This is a genomic window from Dictyobacter kobayashii, from assembly GCF_003967555.1.
GTDB lineage: Bacteria > Chloroflexota > Ktedonobacteria > Ktedonobacterales > Ktedonobacteraceae > Dictyobacter > Dictyobacter kobayashii.
The window spans coordinates 1,995,632-2,010,538 of the sequence record NZ_BIFS01000002.1 but is presented as its reverse complement, the minus strand read 5'-3'; the positions used below and the strand labels follow the sequence as shown (position 1 = coordinate 2,010,538).

Genomic DNA, 14,907 nt, shown 5'->3' with positions numbered 1-14,907 from the left:
GCAACCGCAAAATTACAGGTTATGCGCCCGCTGGTATAAGAATTCCAGATTTTCTTTAAATATAGGAGCCGCCTGCCAGGAAGCGCAGAAGGCTGGCATGTCCTGAACCAATAGTTCTTCAAGTGAGCCAGCATCTTCAACCATTTGCGCCAATACTTGAATATACTGCGCGAGCTGTCCAATCGCCTGTCCGCTACAGACAGGACCATGGCCAGGAACAATGGTGTTCAGTTGCAACGCTTCAACACGTGCCAGAATCTGTAGCCATTCACCTGGATCTCCATCATGCATGGCAGGATGAAAATCTACCTGGATCAGGTCGCTCATAAACGCCAGCCCTTCTTCGGGAAAATACAAAAAGGCGTCGCTGGGACTGTGGCCGCCGCCGAAAGTCAGCAAAACTGCGGCCCGCTTTGAGCCGGCAAAGACCAGGCGCTGCTCAAAAGTGACATCCGGCAAGCGCAATGTCAGGATTGGCAGGGCGTTTGCCACCTGGCGCATCTCGTTAAGGTAAGCAGTCAGATCACGGCGCAAGCGGGGATCTTGCTCTTGAGCTAAAGCAGCCTCCATTTTCTCTAACGGCATAGGTTGGGTACGCATACGCTCAAAACGGGCCGCCCCTTGGTGCGCATCAAATCAAAGGTAGTATCGGTAGCAAAGATTGTCGCGCCCTCAAATACCTGATTGCCTGAAATATGGTCGCTATGATGATGGCTATTAACGACATAAGTTACTGCATGCCCGGTAATCTGCTCAGCTATAGCACGCAAATTCTGCGCAGCTTGAGGCGTATTGAATGTATCAAAAACAAGCGTCTGCCCTCCCAGATCCACAATGCCTGCGTTTCCCCAGGCACCGGCCCCCTCTTTGACGATTGCCGCATAGATACCTTCTGCCACCTGTTCCAATTGAAAATATGGTGAAATTGTCGCAGGAAAATGATTCTCCATAAAAAAACCGCAACCTCGCTTCCAGAATATAAAGCTGTGAAAAGCTTTTCCAGCCCCAGAGTAACATGTTTGGGGGTAAAAATTCAACCTGATAGAGCCAGATACAGCGGCCGATTGTTTATAGTGATATTTCAACAGCATAGCTGCCAGGTGGGCTAAATATCCGCAAATAGAAATTTATAGCGAAATTTTGTCGAGGGGTGGTCAATGGAATCTATTGCACAGACAGAAAACTCTACAACGAATAAGCACGCTTCTGGACTAGAGGGCCAACAGCGTAACTATAGCAGGCGCGAAACGATCTTAACCATGGTAGGTGTTCTGCTCATCATGCTCTTAGCCTCACTAGACCAGACCATCGTGTCGACAGCGATGCCCCACATCATATCCGAGCTGCGAGGCTTTGACCGCTACACCTGGGTTACGACAGCCTACCTGCTCACCTCAACCATAATGGTGCCAATCTATGGCAAGCTATCAGATATGTATGGGCGCAAATCAATCTTCCTGGCCGGCATCATCCTCTTTCTGACCGGCTCTGCCCTATGTGGAATGTCTCCAAGCATGAATGCGCTGATCGGCTTTCGAGCATTTCAAGGCTTAGGAGCAGCGGCCTTATTGCCAATCGCGATGGCCGTGGTAGGAGATCTCTTCACACCCCGCGAACGCGGTAAATGGCAAGGAGTTACCGGCGCCGTCTTCGGTCTCTCTTCAGTGATAGGACCAGCCGTAGGAGGCTGGATCACTGAGAACAGCAACTGGCGCTGGGTATTTTATGTCAATCTTCCCATTGGCCTGCTGGCTCTCGTGGTCCTGATCTTCCTGATGCCATCTTTAAGTGGCAAAGGAAAAAATGTCTCGATCGACTACCTGGGAGCGACGCTCCTTATAATTGGAACGGTCCCATTAATGCTCGGCTTCACCTGGGCTGGCAGCACATATTCCTGGCTCTCGCCGCAGGTCCTCGGCCTGCTGGCCCTCGCAGGCCTGGCGCTGGCCGCATTCGTCATCGTAGAAACCCACAAAGAACGGACAGACAAACAACCAATCATCGATCCCAGCCTGTTTCGCAACAAAATCTTTGTGATCAGCGTACTGATCACCATGACCACCAATATGTCCCTGTTCGGCAGTATCTTCTTTCTCCCACTCTTCGCCCAGGGCATTCTAGGTATCTCAGCCACCAATAGTGGACTCTTACTCTCTCCGTTGATGCTCACGCTTGTCTGTAGCAGCATTGTTTCGGGGCAGATAGTTTCGCGACAGGGCAAATATAAACTGATCGCGATCATCGGCATGGCCATCAGTGTATGTGGAGCGGCCATGCTACTACGTTTAAATATTCATTCCAATGCCAGCGATCTCTGGCTCGCCATGGTGGTGATAGGCTTTGGGATGGGGTTTGGGGTATCATTTTATACCCTGATCGTGCAAAATGCGATACCAGACAAAATCGGGCAGTCCACCTCCGCTTTGACCTTCTTCCGTCAGATTGGCAGCACGGTAGCGCTGGCCGCAATGGGATCAATCATGACCACAACCTATCAACCCGCCTTCCATAACGCCATACCGGCAGCGACACGGCAGGCCCTTCCGACACATATTATCACAATATTCGATAATCCAAATATCCTACTGTCGCCAGAAACACAAAGCCTGGTCAGCAAACAATTCTCGGTCCTAGGTGCACAGGGCATGGCGACCTATCAGCTACTGCTAAACGCCGTCAAGATCGGCCTGGCGCAAGGCATTCATAACACGTTTATCCTCAGCTTGAGCTTTATGCTGGGAGGGCTCATCCTGGTCTTCTTCCTGGAAGACAAACCCCTGAGAGGTCGAGAAGCAGTGGAAAAGAAGCCTGGTCAGGATATGGCAGAGAGCGACTCGCATTCATCATCTTACACTAGATGACGATAAAACAATAAAAAGTCACCTCTTCCTGTACTCAAGAAGAGGTGACTTTTTATTGTTTTATTTAAAGAGCCTGGAGTGTAATTTGTAATTCAACAGTTAGCGGCGACCCGAACGATTGGGAACAGCTACACGCCGTGTTCGGCCGCTGGATTTTCTGCGCGTCTCCTGACCATGGTACTGTGCCTCGGTCTCGAGAGGAGCATATTCCTGGCGCTTACCCCTGGTTTTGCTGAAGTTAGATGGCTTACCAGTTGACCTTCTACCACCATATCTCTCGTTGCTGGCATAGGAACGCTCCGGTACAGCAATTTCTTCTGGCTGCCAGGCAGGAGCTACATTGTTGAAGTTCTTTTTAGCGCGCCTTTTCGTATCAGCAGGTGCGGCATTCTCAAATTTCATCTGTGGTACATTTCTGCCCCGCCCTGAATAGGCGCAGGACGATTGCGACCACGCATTGGCCGTGACTCTGGACGCAGCTCTGGTTTTGGCTCTGCCACAATAACAGGTGCGGGAAGCGGTTTGGCGACCAGCGCATCATCACTAATAGCCAGTTGCTGCAACGAGACGGCCTGGCCGAGATTACGAGACATACGGCGCCACTTTGGCACATCAGATGGTGCCAGCAGCGTAATAGCCTTACCCTGACGCCCCATGCGCCCCGTACGGCCAATACGATGGGTAAAAAGCTCACTGGATTCAGGCAATTCATAGTTGATAACCTGGTAAATCCCCTGGATATCCAGTCCACGCGCGGCTACATTAGTAGCCAGCAGAGTGTGGACCCGTCCATGACGGAAAGCTGACAGCACCTCTTCACGAGCCCGCTGGCTTTTGTTACCATGGAGTGTACCCACGGCAAAACCCAGGTTGCTGAGCTGCTTGCCCAATTTTTCAACCCCATATTTGGTCTTGCCAAAGATCAGGCTGCTCTCACCTTCGGTGGAATTTAAGAGCGTGCAGAGTGCCGCCATTTTCTTTTCCTGCGGGATCTGATAGGCAATCTGCTCAATGGTACTTTCAGCTCCTACAGTCGGTTGGATCGCAACCGTCACAGGATCTTTCAGGAATTTCTCTTGTATTTTAGCTACCCATTCTGGCATAGTGGCAGAAAAGAGGGCCATTTGACGATTCTCAGGCGTAGTGGTCAGGATATCTTCAATCTCAGGTGCGAAACCGCTATCCAACATCTGATCCGCCTCATCCAAAACACAGATTCTCAACTGGTTTAATACCAGGGTACCGCGTTCCAGATGATCCTTGATACGTCCTGGCGTACCAACAACGATCTGAGCGCCATAACGAAGCGCAGATATCTGAGGATTATAAGGTCGGCCACCGACCAGCAGCGCTGTTGTAAGTCGACGTGCCACGGCCAGTTTGTTTAATACACTATTGACCTGAACAGCCAGCTCACGGGTTGGTACCAGCACCAGAGCCTGTACGACACGTTTGTCCCGGCTAAGTCTCTCAACCAGAGGAATGCTATAAGCTAATGTTTTACCAGAGCCGGTAGCCGATTGTCCCACGAGATCTTTTCCAGCCAGCAAGACCGGAATAGCACCAGCCTGAATAGGGGAGGGCTGGGTAATCTCCATATTCGCTAACACCGCACGAGTTGTAGATTGCAAAGTAAAATCAGAAAAAGATGGCATTAAAAATCCTTTCGGCCAAAGCGTCATCTATGGACGCTGTATAGTTCCCTAAAAGCACAACGCCATAGGGAGTACCAGGAGCAGGCCGTAGGAAACGGAAGCAATGCTGCTAACTGATATCAAGTAGAACTGGCGTGCAGGAAGAGATTAATCTACAGAGGATTGCTCAGAGCTCTTTAGCGTCTTTATCAGGGAACAGGATCGGCGAGTAGTCTGTTCCAAGCCATGCAAACAGTTATATCTCCTAGAGTTTACATGTTCTGGCGCAAATAGTCAAGTTGTGGTTCCAATAATCCAATAACAGGGCTATTCAATGTTCGTCCAGAGAATGTACATCTTTCAGGTGTGGAGTGTGTGGCTGTGGCCGTCCACTCCACACCCCCAATCCGGCGCCGCAGGCGCCAAAGAAAAACATTAAATAGCCCTGCCAATAAAACAGGCAGAGCATTTACATTTCTGTTTAAATACGTTAATATATCGAATAGTATTTATCTACTTTCAGCTCATTTTTGCGTCTCTATTACTTAGGAAATATAAAAGCGATCTATATTTCTCCTTTTATAACATGCGCGGAAAGAAGATACAGATAGCACCAAAGTTCATAGCAGTTGTATAGCACATGGAGGTCCCATACAAGAATGGACTCATCTTACCACGACCAACCTTTCTCCCAGGCCTCCGCTCAAGAGGAGGATACTGAAAAAACACTGCCCTCAAATGAACCAGAAAACACATATTCATCACCTTCTGTACCAGCAAATGACAACAACGACGACCAGACAGTAACTGGAACACCATTGTCCCCAACGCCACCAGAACCAACCCAAAAGTTAGAGCCACTCGCTAGCAATGCTCCTGCGCAAAAAAACACAGTGACTGACAATCCATCGCATATTCAACCTGACCCGACCAACGCTTCAACTATTCCGAATGCGCCACCACCACCCAATTATCCATCCGGCGCTAGTTATCCTCCACCGCCCAACTATTATCCAGCGGGACCTAATTATCCATCCAGCGCTGGCTATCCCCCACCACCCAGCTATCAGTCCGGGGCCAATTACCAATCTGGACCTATATATCCACCACCCAACTATCAATCCGGAGTAAACTATCAACAAGGACCGTATATCGGCCATCAACCCAGGCCCAGACAGCCTAAGAAACAAAGCGCGCCGTTACCACTATGGCTGTTCATTGGTGGGATTGTGCTAACTATAGCACTGTTGATAGGATTGTATTTTCTGGGCAGCGACTGGGCTGAGGGAGCCTCCCAGGCCTCAGTTGCTGCATTGATCATTGGCGTGCTTGTCGCGGTAGGATGGTTGGTACGTACGCGCCTGCGCGCTATCGTACCAACCAGCAAAAAACGCCGCATTGTCTCTACAGTCTTCTTACTGGTGCTCTTGATTTTCTCTGGCTGGGCCCGATTTGCTCAAGCGAGCCTCCATCAATGGCAGGGACAAGCGCTGGAAAGCCAGCAAAAATGGCAACAGGCCATTAATGAATATGCATTCTCCGGTGAACAGGCACCAAATGGTACTGATATTGCCCGCACCTATACTTCATGGGATTGGATCTCAGTAAAAATCATCATTATGATGAGGCCTTACCGAAATTTGCATATGTTATCGACCACTTTAGCAACCCTGGCAACAACACACCACCCGGAGAGGATGTACAACAACAGGTAGTGCGTGCCCAGACAGGTAGCATAGACACACGTATTACCATGGCCCAGCAAAGTATGCAATCGCAAAACTATACAGATGCGACCCAGATATTGGATACAACGTTAGGCCTGCAGTATTGTAATGACAGTTGCAAAAACCGTGCTCAGCCTCTGGACGCCACCTCTTACTATCAGATAGGCAATAGCCATTTGCTGGCCGGGAATTATAGTTCAGCGATTGATAGCTTCAACAAAATTCTTACTGCATTTCCAGGTGCCAAAGAGACTAATGATACACGTACAAATATGTCAAAGGCATTCCTGGGGCAAGGCGAAACGCAACTACACAATAAAGACTATAATGGCGCGGTAGACTCGTTCAATCAAATCGTCTCGACTTATCCATATCCTGCCATAGCCACACAGGTACATAGGGATTTATCCAAAGCTATCCTGGGTCAGGGTGAAACCACACGCGCTACTTCTTGTACAAACTCAATCACGTATTATCAGCAATTAGCTAAGAGCTATGCCGACACCCCGGAGGGTCAGAAGGCCAAACAAGAGTTGAGCGTGCCCCAAGATGTCAAAGGGCACTTTACCAATACCACGCCGGCACGCCCTTATTCACAAATCGCGCTGGTACAGGGTCTACGTGGGAACATGCCGCAGGGTAGCTTGTTTGACAAATGGAACAATGCCCCATACAAAACCGACATCCAGGCGAACGGAAACTTTGACTTCCAGGGTATCCCCCAGGGTAGCTATGACCTGATCTGGTACGCCAATGATGGCACGGCGGAATATGTCGAGTTCATCTACAAATTATCCACATCCGATCCCGAATATGTAGCCAACGTTGGGCCTCTATGTACAGTCGATATGGGCAACGTCACCAATGTCACTGGCTTGAGCCTATAAACAAGCCCGGCCATGAACTGATCAGCAGTTATCGAGAGCACAATAAGAAAACTGAGACACCTCTCTACAAAAAAGGTGTCTCAGTTTTACTGCTTAAGCAAACTTTATGCGGATAATCTCCATGGGTTATGCCCCATTATATGTGAGCAGGTAGTGGGCCATGGTTGAACCAACCAGGTAAGCGTTCGAGAAGGCGATGCTTGAACCCGGGAAGGTTGCCAGCAGATCCTGAATGGTCTGGCCGGCCGCTGGCTGATCAAAATTGCTGGCTGTACGCAGGTTCAGGTAGTGATCCAGATGACCTGTACGCTGCAGAACCGCAGCCACAGCGGTATCTTCTTGTTCCGTGGTGCAATATTTTCCTTGATTATTTGTCAACTGACCTGTAATATACTGCGCTTCATTTGAGAGTTGCTGGCCGGCCCAATAATCGTCACCCGCCATAGTATCGCAAGCCAGTACTGAAGGATGCTGATTGGCCTGATTTGGATATTTCTGCCGGGCCGCCTGTGCCTGGGCACTATCCTGCAGCTGCAATTTAGAAGTGACGCTCACCGCCAGATTGGTTAGAGTTTCATTGAGATGATAGACACCGGTGCCTGCCTTATTATTCTGCAAGTAGCCATAAGGCGTATTGGTAACTGTATTTGGCAGGAGATGATGGCCTTGATCCCAGTCAACAACCCAGCGTGCCCAGGCCGCGGAACCTAGTGTATTGGTAGAAGGAGACGCACCACCGATGCCGGCAGTCATAAAATAGGTATTCTGGAACGAAAATTGCGGATCGCGCAAGATCGCCATCATACTGGCGGCAGCATTTACTTTCTCTTCACCAGTGGTCGTAACACAGAGGCCGTTACTATTACAATGCATATCGCTAAAAGCGCCAGTAGTCTTATAATCGAGAGGCAGGCTCTCGTGCGCTAACCAGGGCTGAGTCTCAGACGAAAACATAGTAATAACCAGCACTTTGACCTGAAATGGACCCGGAGCAGCATGTACGCCACCCAGTGTGGCCAACAATGCAATCAGACACAGAGCCAGGCCGAACGCAGCAAGGCCGAAACGCTTGAAGTAAGAACTGAAGACCATCGTACTCCCTTCATACAAAATGATTCAGGCTAAACAATAAAACTATCCATAGCCTGTCTACATAACCCGAATTCCGGATGTATACACATGTTAAATACAAGAGATTCGTTTGCTTTTTTTCGCTGGAAGTGAATGCTATGTGGAAAATTCGCCAACAGCTTATTGATGATATATCGAAATATCCTTGCTATCTACAATGCATACCGGCTGTACTAATAATTGAGTATACAGAGCAGTGTTTTGGCTGTCAATTGATCAGTTTCTTTTTACAGGACTTTTGGGGGGTATGGATGGTTATCCAGCCGTGATGGTGCCATCTTCCATTTGCGCTTGAATAAGTCTGGCATAGTAACCATTATGGCCTAACAATGTCGCGTGTGAGCCCTGTTCTACGATGCGACCTTCATCCAACACGAGTATCAGGTCCGCGTGACGAATAGTGCTCAAACGATGAGCAATGATGATCTGTGTACAGGAGAGCGCACTGATATTCTTTTCCACCGTGCGCTCCGTCGCGACATCTAATGCACTGGTCGCTTCGTCCAAAAGGAGAATGCCAGGCCGGGTGGCCAGAGCACGGGCCAGGGCCAGGCGTTGGCGTTGTCCACCAGAGAAAGCACTCCCACCTTCTGATACCAGCGTCTCATACTGCATCGGCATCTTCTCGATATCCTCATGAAGGTCGGCTGCCTGTGCGGCCAGCACAACACGTTCCATGTCCATTTCTGGATCATTGAGCGCGATATTTTCACGGACCGAGCCACTAAAGATAAAAGCTTCCTGCAACACCGTCCCGATTTGACTGCGCAACGCACGGTAATTCAAGGTTCGGAGGGATAGGCCATCGAAAAGAATATCCCCTTGCGTGGGCGTTATCAGCCCGATCAGTAATTTACCAAGCGTGCTCTTGCCGGAACCGGTTTTGCCAACGAGCGCCACCTTTTGACCAGGTTGGATAGAGACCGTGATATCGCGTACAGCCATGGGTGTTTGCGCATCGTACTGGAAGCTGACATCTTTTACCACAATGTGTCCGGTCAAACGCGGCGGCTGCGACACCTGCTGTGGATTCTGCTCGATCTCCGCACTCACAACATCAGAGATACGCTCAAAGTGAGCACGTACAATCTGCAAACTACTACTGGTAGTGGCGAGCGAACTGAATGGTGTTAGAAAAGAGGCCGCCAGCACATTGAGGGCCAGCATACTACCAACCGACATCATGCCGTGAATCACCTGTAGCGCGCCAACCCAGAGGAGTACAAGTGGGGCTAGCAGTTGGAGCACATTCATCAGCGCACTGATGATAGAGGTAAGATATTTGAGGCGCATAGAGATATTCATCTCATCAAAGAACAGGTTGGTCCAGCGATCAAGCGCGCGCTGTTCAGCTCCCGCGGCTTTCAGGGTTGCAATACCAGACAGGGCCTCGTTGAGATAACCCTGCGTCTTTCCCTGAGCCGCCAGATCTTTCTGTGTCATTCTACGAATAGCGGGTGCGCTCAGCCCGAGTAATGCAACTTCAATGAGGCCAATCACCAATGCGATCCCTGCGATCAGAGGCGATTGAGAGAACAGGATGACCATATAGACGATCACGGTACTGCCATCGAGCAAGGTCGAGACCAGTTGATTGGAGAGTAGATCACGGATAACAATATTGCTATTGACGCGCGAAAGCAGGTCACCACTGAGACGGAGCTGAAAGAAGCGATAGGGCAAGCTCAGCATATGTTCAAAGAAATTGAGCATCATCTGCGCGTCAATGCGTGTTTGCAGATAGATGAGCAGTGAGGAGCGCAAGAACATCGTGATGCCTTGTGTGAGAATCAGAATAATCATTCCCACACCCAGAAAGGTCAGTAAATTGACGGCTTGCATTGGAATGATGTTATCCACAATGGCGCGTGTTAACAGTGGCGTGCCCAGGCCAAACAGCTGGAGCAACAATGAGGCCAATAATATTTGTACGATGGTGCCTCGTAGACGCAAGAGCGAACGCGTATAGGTCGTGAGTGAGAGGGTTTGCCTGGCTGTACGGCGTTCAAATTGTGGCCCCGGCTCCAGCATCAACACAACGCCAGTAAAACCATCGGCAAACTCCTCTGCTGTCAGGCGCCGCCGTCCAACGGCTGGATCGACCACATCTACATATTGATTGGACCAGCGCTCAACAACGATGAAGTGATTAAACTCCCAATGAACGATTGCGGGTAGCATGACAAAACGGAAATTTGCAATATCTTTGATAGAAACGGGTCGTGAACGCAATCCATATTGATGGGCCGATTCAAGAATAGCCAGGGCGCTCAAACCATCACGTCCGACGCCGCAGCGCTCCTGTACCTCCGAAATGATTGTAGCACAGCCATGATAATTCAGGATCATGGCCAGGCAGGCGGCGCCACACTCGACTTCGCTCATCTGCCGCATCTCAGGAACCCGGCGCCAGCTCTTCTTTTTACGCTGTAAGGGTTGCTTGTTACCATGTTTGGCCGCTGAAGATGAACTGGCGCTCTGATCTGCTTGTCGGTCTGTACGCCGTTCCTCCTCCTGTATCAGTTGCGCTAAGCGAATGAGTTCGGCCATACCTTTGATGGCGCCCATATGCTGTGTCGGCATCCCCAGTTCCCCGGCATCGCCTATGTTCTGGACTGAATTTACCTGAGGATCAGATCCTGGTCGCCTGGGGACAGTTGGCGGAAGTGATAGCATGTGGGCGTTAGCGCTCTCACTATCTTGCTGAATGCGCATTGCTGGTTGCTGCTCTGGCAATGTCTGAGCGGACACCTTTTCTGTATGTCTGTCGTCAGGTTGTGCATCTCGCATAGACAACTCCTTCTTACTACGACGAAAGAATGTGATCAAACCCGGGTAAGAGTGAAAGCACACTCTGCGTGCCAGTCTGTACGCTCGTCATACAGTAACTGCCGGCATATGTATGAGCAGTGGGGGTAGCTTCGATCTGCACCATGACAGTCACAGAAGGAGTGAGGACAATCTGAGCCAGGGGGCCCTGTAAATGAAAGCGAGCGCGTGCCTCATCCGGACCAATAGCCTCGGATGCGATTTGCTTCACTGAGCCATGTAAAGTAATACCGGTTGTGCCAAGTTGGAGCGTGGCTGGATCGCCGCTATGGAGCCTGGTACGTTGATTAAGCGGCATAAAAACGATCGCAGTTAACTGTTGCGCGTTCTTCCTCGAGGTCGTGATGAGTCCCTGCCCTGAAACTGACGTTGGAATACGCCAGGGAAAATATATTGGATCACTTGTTTCGCCTGAATATCAAGAAATTTCAAAAATTGCCTGAAGCACAAAACGACACCCCTTCCAGACATTGGATGAGGCGTCGTTTCAAGGTTATCAGATTAGACTGAGGCCTATGCCTGCACCAGGCGCAAGGTGACAATCTCGTAGGGTTTGATCGAGAAGGTAACCTGATTACCCTGGCTCTGCAGTTGCTCGCCATTTTCTTCGAGCAGATTGGTGTGCCAGACTTCGGCCAGTTCAAAACCAGCACTCAGGGTGACAGGACCACGGCGGCGCTGGCTCTCGTACAGACGTACAATAATCCCATTGCCATCCTCAGCACGCTTGACCGTCTCGATGATGATATTGGGTTTATCTACACTGAAGAGAGCTGGGAGTTGCCGCTGTTCAGCAGACACACTCGTCGAGCGCTCTGGCGTATAGACAAGCAAGGGATCATTCAATGCATAGGCAGCACTGATGGTCTTCTCACTCCAATTGCCCGTGTGCGGCAGTAGACTATAGGTAAAGCGTTGCTCGCCCTGGTCTGCCTCGGGATCGGGCATGGTCGGGCTGCGCAATAGGCTGATACGAATGACATTGTCTTTGATGTCATGACCATATTTACAGTCATTGAGCAAGCTCACGCCATAATCACCCTCGCTCAGATCGACGAATTTTTGCGCACACGTTTCAAATCTGGCCCAATCCCAGCTGGTGTTGCGGTGGGTTGGACGCTGGACGTTGCCCCATTGGATCTCGTAGGTGGCCACCGGACTCAGAATGTCGACCGGGAAAGCGACTTTGAGCAGGATGTGGCGCTCACGCCAGTCGATCTGGGTGTCGATGTCCAGGCGCGGGCTGTTGTAGCTGAGCGAGATGCGCTGGGTGTAGTCGCTGTGCAGGATGCGGCGCTGGATTTCCAGGGTGGCGCGCAGTGGACCACTCTCAACCACGCGGATCGAGGTAGCAGGCTCGGCCAACCACTGTTTGTCATCATAGAAGATATCCACATCCCAGGCATCCCAGTTCATTGGGCGATCCTCAAAGGCCTGGAACTGGTTGGCGATGGCTCCCTCGGGCAGGACTTCGCGCGCATGAACTTTGTCGTAGACGCGGGTAATGTCGCCATCGCTATTGAGCTCGATACGGATATGCTTGTTCTCCAGCACCTCGGGGGTCACGCTCAGTTCGGTCGTGGGCTGTTTCTGTTCTCCTTCAGCAATCTGCAAGTTGGTGATACTAAACTGCGCAACCGTTCCGGCATCGATCCAGGTCCCCTGCTCACTCGCCTGCGTAGAAATAATCTCGCCGGTCTTGCTCTCTTGCAGATGGTGTCCCGCTGGCAATGTTTGTGGCCAGTAAGCCAGGTCACTGCGCTCAAAGGAGATCGGATTGGCCAGCAAGAGATCGCCGCCAAGCTGTTCGGCAATGGCCTGGAAGGCCTTATCACGAACACCGCTGCCCAGTTCCGTAATCTCTTTGTACTGCTGGGCCGACTCAACATAGACATCGTGGATGCTACTGCCCGGGATAATATCGTGGAACTGGTTGAGACAGATCAACTGCCAGGCACGCTGAATAGCGTCCACAGGATAACTATAGCCGCTGTTCAACAGGCTAGCCTGTGTGGCCAGGAACTCGGCATCGTGCAACAGGAACTCACTTTTGCGGTTTGCGCGCTTGTTGCGGCTCTGGGTGGTATAGGTGCCACGGTGGAACTCCAGATAGAGCTCGCCATTCCAGGTTGGCAACTGCGCGCCAGAGGTCTCCTCCAGCTGGCGGAAGAAGGCATCCACATGGCCCTGCCGGGTGCGCGGTAACGCCGGGAACTCAGCCATCTCGCGCAGGTTCTCCAACATCTCACGGGTCGGGCCACCACCACCATCACCATGGCCAAAGGCGGTCAGGACGGGCGGCGTCACATTATCGTGGCCCAGATCCTTCTGGCGGAAATTGGTCCAGGTGCCCAGCACATCCTCGGGGGTCGCCATCGCGTTGTAAGTACTGGCAAAGGCGCTCCCCTTCTCGGGGGTCGGGCTGAAGTGGGTCAGCACACGCGTGCCATCGATGCCCTGCCACCAGAAACTATCATAAGGCAGGCGATTATATTGGCTCCAACCAATTTTGATGGTGAAGAAGTAGTCCAGCCCCGCCTGCTTGATCAACTGCGGCAAGGCCCAGGCATAGCCAAAGACATCGGGCAGCCAGAGCACCGGGGTATCGGCATGGTCGCCGAAATGTTCTTTAAAGAAGGAGCGACCCAGCAAGAACTGGCGGGCCAGCGACTCGGGACCACTCAGGTTACAATCAGCCTCCACCCACATACCGCCGGTCAGCTCCCAGCGGCCCTCGGCCACGCGCTGCTTGATCTCTTCAAACAGCTCAGGATGATCCTGGCGAATGTAATCATAGAGCTGCGGCTGGCTCTGCGTAAAATGATACTCGGGAAATTGCTCCATCAGGCGCTGCACCGTGTGGAAGGTCCGTGACGCTTTGCGCCGGGTCTGACCCAGTGTCCAGAGCCAGGCCACATCGATATGCGCATGACCGGTGCCCACCACCTCAACATCCAACGGAGCGCCCGCCTGCGCGACTCCCTCTTTGAGGGCGGCATGCGCCTCAGCCACACTGGCATAGAAAGCCTCACCAAAGGGCTCGCGGGTATCCAGGATCGTAAAGGCACGATCGAGGGCATAAAGTAGCTTGCCACGCGCGGGGGTTGCTTCGGTCAGAACCTGGGCCGCACCCAGCGCCACACGGGCCGTGGCAATAAAATCACGCGTCGGCTGATCGATCTGCACCACCTCGGCCGGCTTCATTAACAGCTGCGTGCCTTTCTCGCCACCCAGGCCGGTCCAGCCATGTAAGGCTAACGTGTGCTGTTGCCCATCCTGCCATTGCGGGCGCAGCAGAAACTCATGGTGGTAGCGATCACTGGCGGCATACGACACACCATCGATATAGGCCAGCACCTCAGGATGGATAAAGTCGCCCGCATCACCGATCGGTAGATACAACGCGATAGGAGCGCCTTGCTTCCACGCCTCGGGCAACTGAAAGGTCGTTCGTAACACAAAATTCTGGCGCCACTCGCCCCAGTAGGAATAGGGCTCAATGGTCTTCCACTCACGATCATCAACCTCAACTCCAACTGGAGGCGTCTCCTGTGGGCTCGTCAAGGCCTGAAAACGGAACGGCGGCAATGCCTGTCGCCGACGATACACCAGCGGCTCAATCAACTTCAAGCGCTGTGAAATTTTGGGGATCGTCCAACGAATCTGGTGAAGCACAACATACTCCTTACTGTTATGGTAAACTTCACCCATTGTAACACACGACCTGACCGCCAATGCTTTGATTTCGCGACAACTTCTTTCACCACCAAAGCCATCAAAAGCCAGGGTCCCTTTTGGACACAGCGTGGGCAAGCCTCGAACTTATACGATGCTCTTT

Annotated in this window: 11 protein-coding genes; 3 read left to right on the top strand and 8 right to left on the bottom strand. The window is 51.5% G+C overall.

Translation table 11 applies throughout. The annotated features are described in order from the left end of the window. Positions 1-12 precede the first annotated feature (12 nt). Both EL645_RS35170 and EL645_RS35165 read right to left on the bottom strand, forming a co-directional pair. Complete coding sequence (locus EL645_RS35170; RefSeq protein WP_126557083.1) at positions 13-600, bottom strand: MBL fold metallo-hydrolase; 588 nt, start codon at positions 598-600, stop codon at positions 13-15. Beyond that, positions 576-950, bottom strand: coding sequence for an MBL fold metallo-hydrolase (locus EL645_RS35165; RefSeq protein WP_161977945.1), 375 nt, complete (start codon positions 948-950; stop codon positions 576-578). The genes EL645_RS35170 and EL645_RS35165 overlap by 25 nt, the downstream gene beginning before the upstream one ends. A 207-nt stretch (positions 951-1,157) precedes the next feature. Here EL645_RS35165 and EL645_RS35160 point away from each other — a divergent pair, with 207 nt between their 5' ends. Continuing rightward, complete coding sequence (locus EL645_RS35160) at positions 1,158-2,861, top strand: MDR family MFS transporter (RefSeq protein ID WP_126557081.1); 1,704 nt, start codon at positions 1,158-1,160, stop codon at positions 2,859-2,861. 99 nt (positions 2,862-2,960) lie between these two features. Here EL645_RS35160 and EL645_RS35155 read toward each other — a convergent pair whose 3' ends face one another. Beyond that, a complete protein-coding gene (locus tag EL645_RS35155; protein ID WP_126557080.1) occupies positions 2,961-3,263 on the bottom strand; it encodes a hypothetical protein in 303 nt (100 codons plus the stop codon). Beyond that, on the bottom strand, positions 3,260-4,516 hold the full coding sequence (locus EL645_RS35150) for a DEAD/DEAH box helicase (protein WP_161977944.1): 1,257 nt from the start codon (positions 4,514-4,516) through the stop codon (positions 3,260-3,262). The genes EL645_RS35155 and EL645_RS35150 overlap by 4 nt, the downstream gene beginning before the upstream one ends. 638 nt (positions 4,517-5,154) lie before the next feature. Between EL645_RS35150 and EL645_RS39760 the strand changes: the two genes are divergently transcribed. Then, positions 5,155-6,210, top strand: a complete 1,056-nt coding sequence (locus EL645_RS39760; RefSeq protein ID WP_161977943.1) for a hypothetical protein — start codon at positions 5,155-5,157, stop codon at positions 6,208-6,210. Beyond that, the gene (locus tag EL645_RS35145; RefSeq protein ID WP_161977942.1) at positions 6,210-7,109 is read left to right on the top strand and encodes a tetratricopeptide repeat protein; all 900 of its coding nucleotides are present in this window, start codon (positions 6,210-6,212) and stop codon (positions 7,107-7,109) included. The genes EL645_RS39760 and EL645_RS35145 overlap by 1 nt, the downstream gene beginning before the upstream one ends. A gap of 126 nt (positions 7,110-7,235) precedes the next feature. On the opposite strand, the gene EL645_RS35140 is transcribed toward EL645_RS35145, so the two are convergent. The 4 genes from EL645_RS35140 to EL645_RS35125 form a co-directional block, all read right to left on the bottom strand. Beyond that, the gene (locus EL645_RS35140; RefSeq protein WP_126557077.1) at positions 7,236-8,201 is read right to left on the bottom strand and encodes a purine-nucleoside phosphorylase; all 966 of its coding nucleotides are present in this window, start codon (positions 8,199-8,201) and stop codon (positions 7,236-7,238) included. Between the two features lie 294 nt (positions 8,202-8,495). After that, on the bottom strand, positions 8,496-11,030 hold the full coding sequence (locus tag EL645_RS35135; protein WP_126557076.1) for a peptidase domain-containing ABC transporter: 2,535 nt from the start codon (positions 11,028-11,030) through the stop codon (positions 8,496-8,498). Positions 11,031-11,046: 16 nt separating this feature from the next. Further along, complete coding sequence (locus tag EL645_RS35130) at positions 11,047-11,367, bottom strand: hypothetical protein (RefSeq protein WP_126557075.1); 321 nt, start codon at positions 11,365-11,367, stop codon at positions 11,047-11,049. A 215-nt stretch (positions 11,368-11,582) separates the two neighbouring features. Next, complete coding sequence (locus EL645_RS35125; RefSeq protein ID WP_126557074.1) at positions 11,583-14,744, bottom strand: alpha-mannosidase; 3,162 nt, start codon at positions 14,742-14,744, stop codon at positions 11,583-11,585. Positions 14,745-14,907: the final 163 nt, after the last annotated feature.

What these genes read in the sequence shown, in the direction of transcription:
- EL645_RS35130 (WP_126557075.1), bottom strand. Translation starts at nt 11,367, where the DNA reads ATGCCGCTTAATCAACGTACCAGGCTCCATAGCGGCGATCCAGCCACG.
- EL645_RS35170 (WP_126557083.1), bottom strand. Translation starts at nt 600, where the DNA reads ATGCGTACCCAACCTATGCCGTTAGAGAAAATGGAGGCTGCTTTAGCT.
- EL645_RS35140 (WP_126557077.1), bottom strand. Translation starts at nt 8,201, where the DNA reads ATGGTCTTCAGTTCTTACTTCAAGCGTTTCGGCCTTGCTGCGTTCGGC.
- EL645_RS39760 (WP_161977943.1), top strand. Translation starts at nt 5,155, where the DNA reads ATGGACTCATCTTACCACGACCAACCTTTCTCCCAGGCCTCCGCTCAA.
- EL645_RS35160 (WP_126557081.1), top strand. Translation starts at nt 1,158, where the DNA reads ATGGAATCTATTGCACAGACAGAAAACTCTACAACGAATAAGCACGCT.
- EL645_RS35150 (WP_161977944.1), bottom strand. Translation starts at nt 4,516, where the DNA reads ATGCCATCTTTTTCTGATTTTACTTTGCAATCTACAACTCGTGCGGTG.
- EL645_RS35135 (WP_126557076.1), bottom strand. Translation starts at nt 11,030, where the DNA reads ATGCGAGATGCACAACCTGACGACAGACATACAGAAAAGGTGTCCGCT.
- EL645_RS35165 (WP_161977945.1), bottom strand. Translation starts at nt 950, where the DNA reads ATGGAGAATCATTTTCCTGCGACAATTTCACCATATTTTCAATTGGAA.
- EL645_RS35155 (WP_126557080.1), bottom strand. Translation starts at nt 3,263, where the DNA reads ATGAAATTTGAGAATGCCGCACCTGCTGATACGAAAAGGCGCGCTAAA.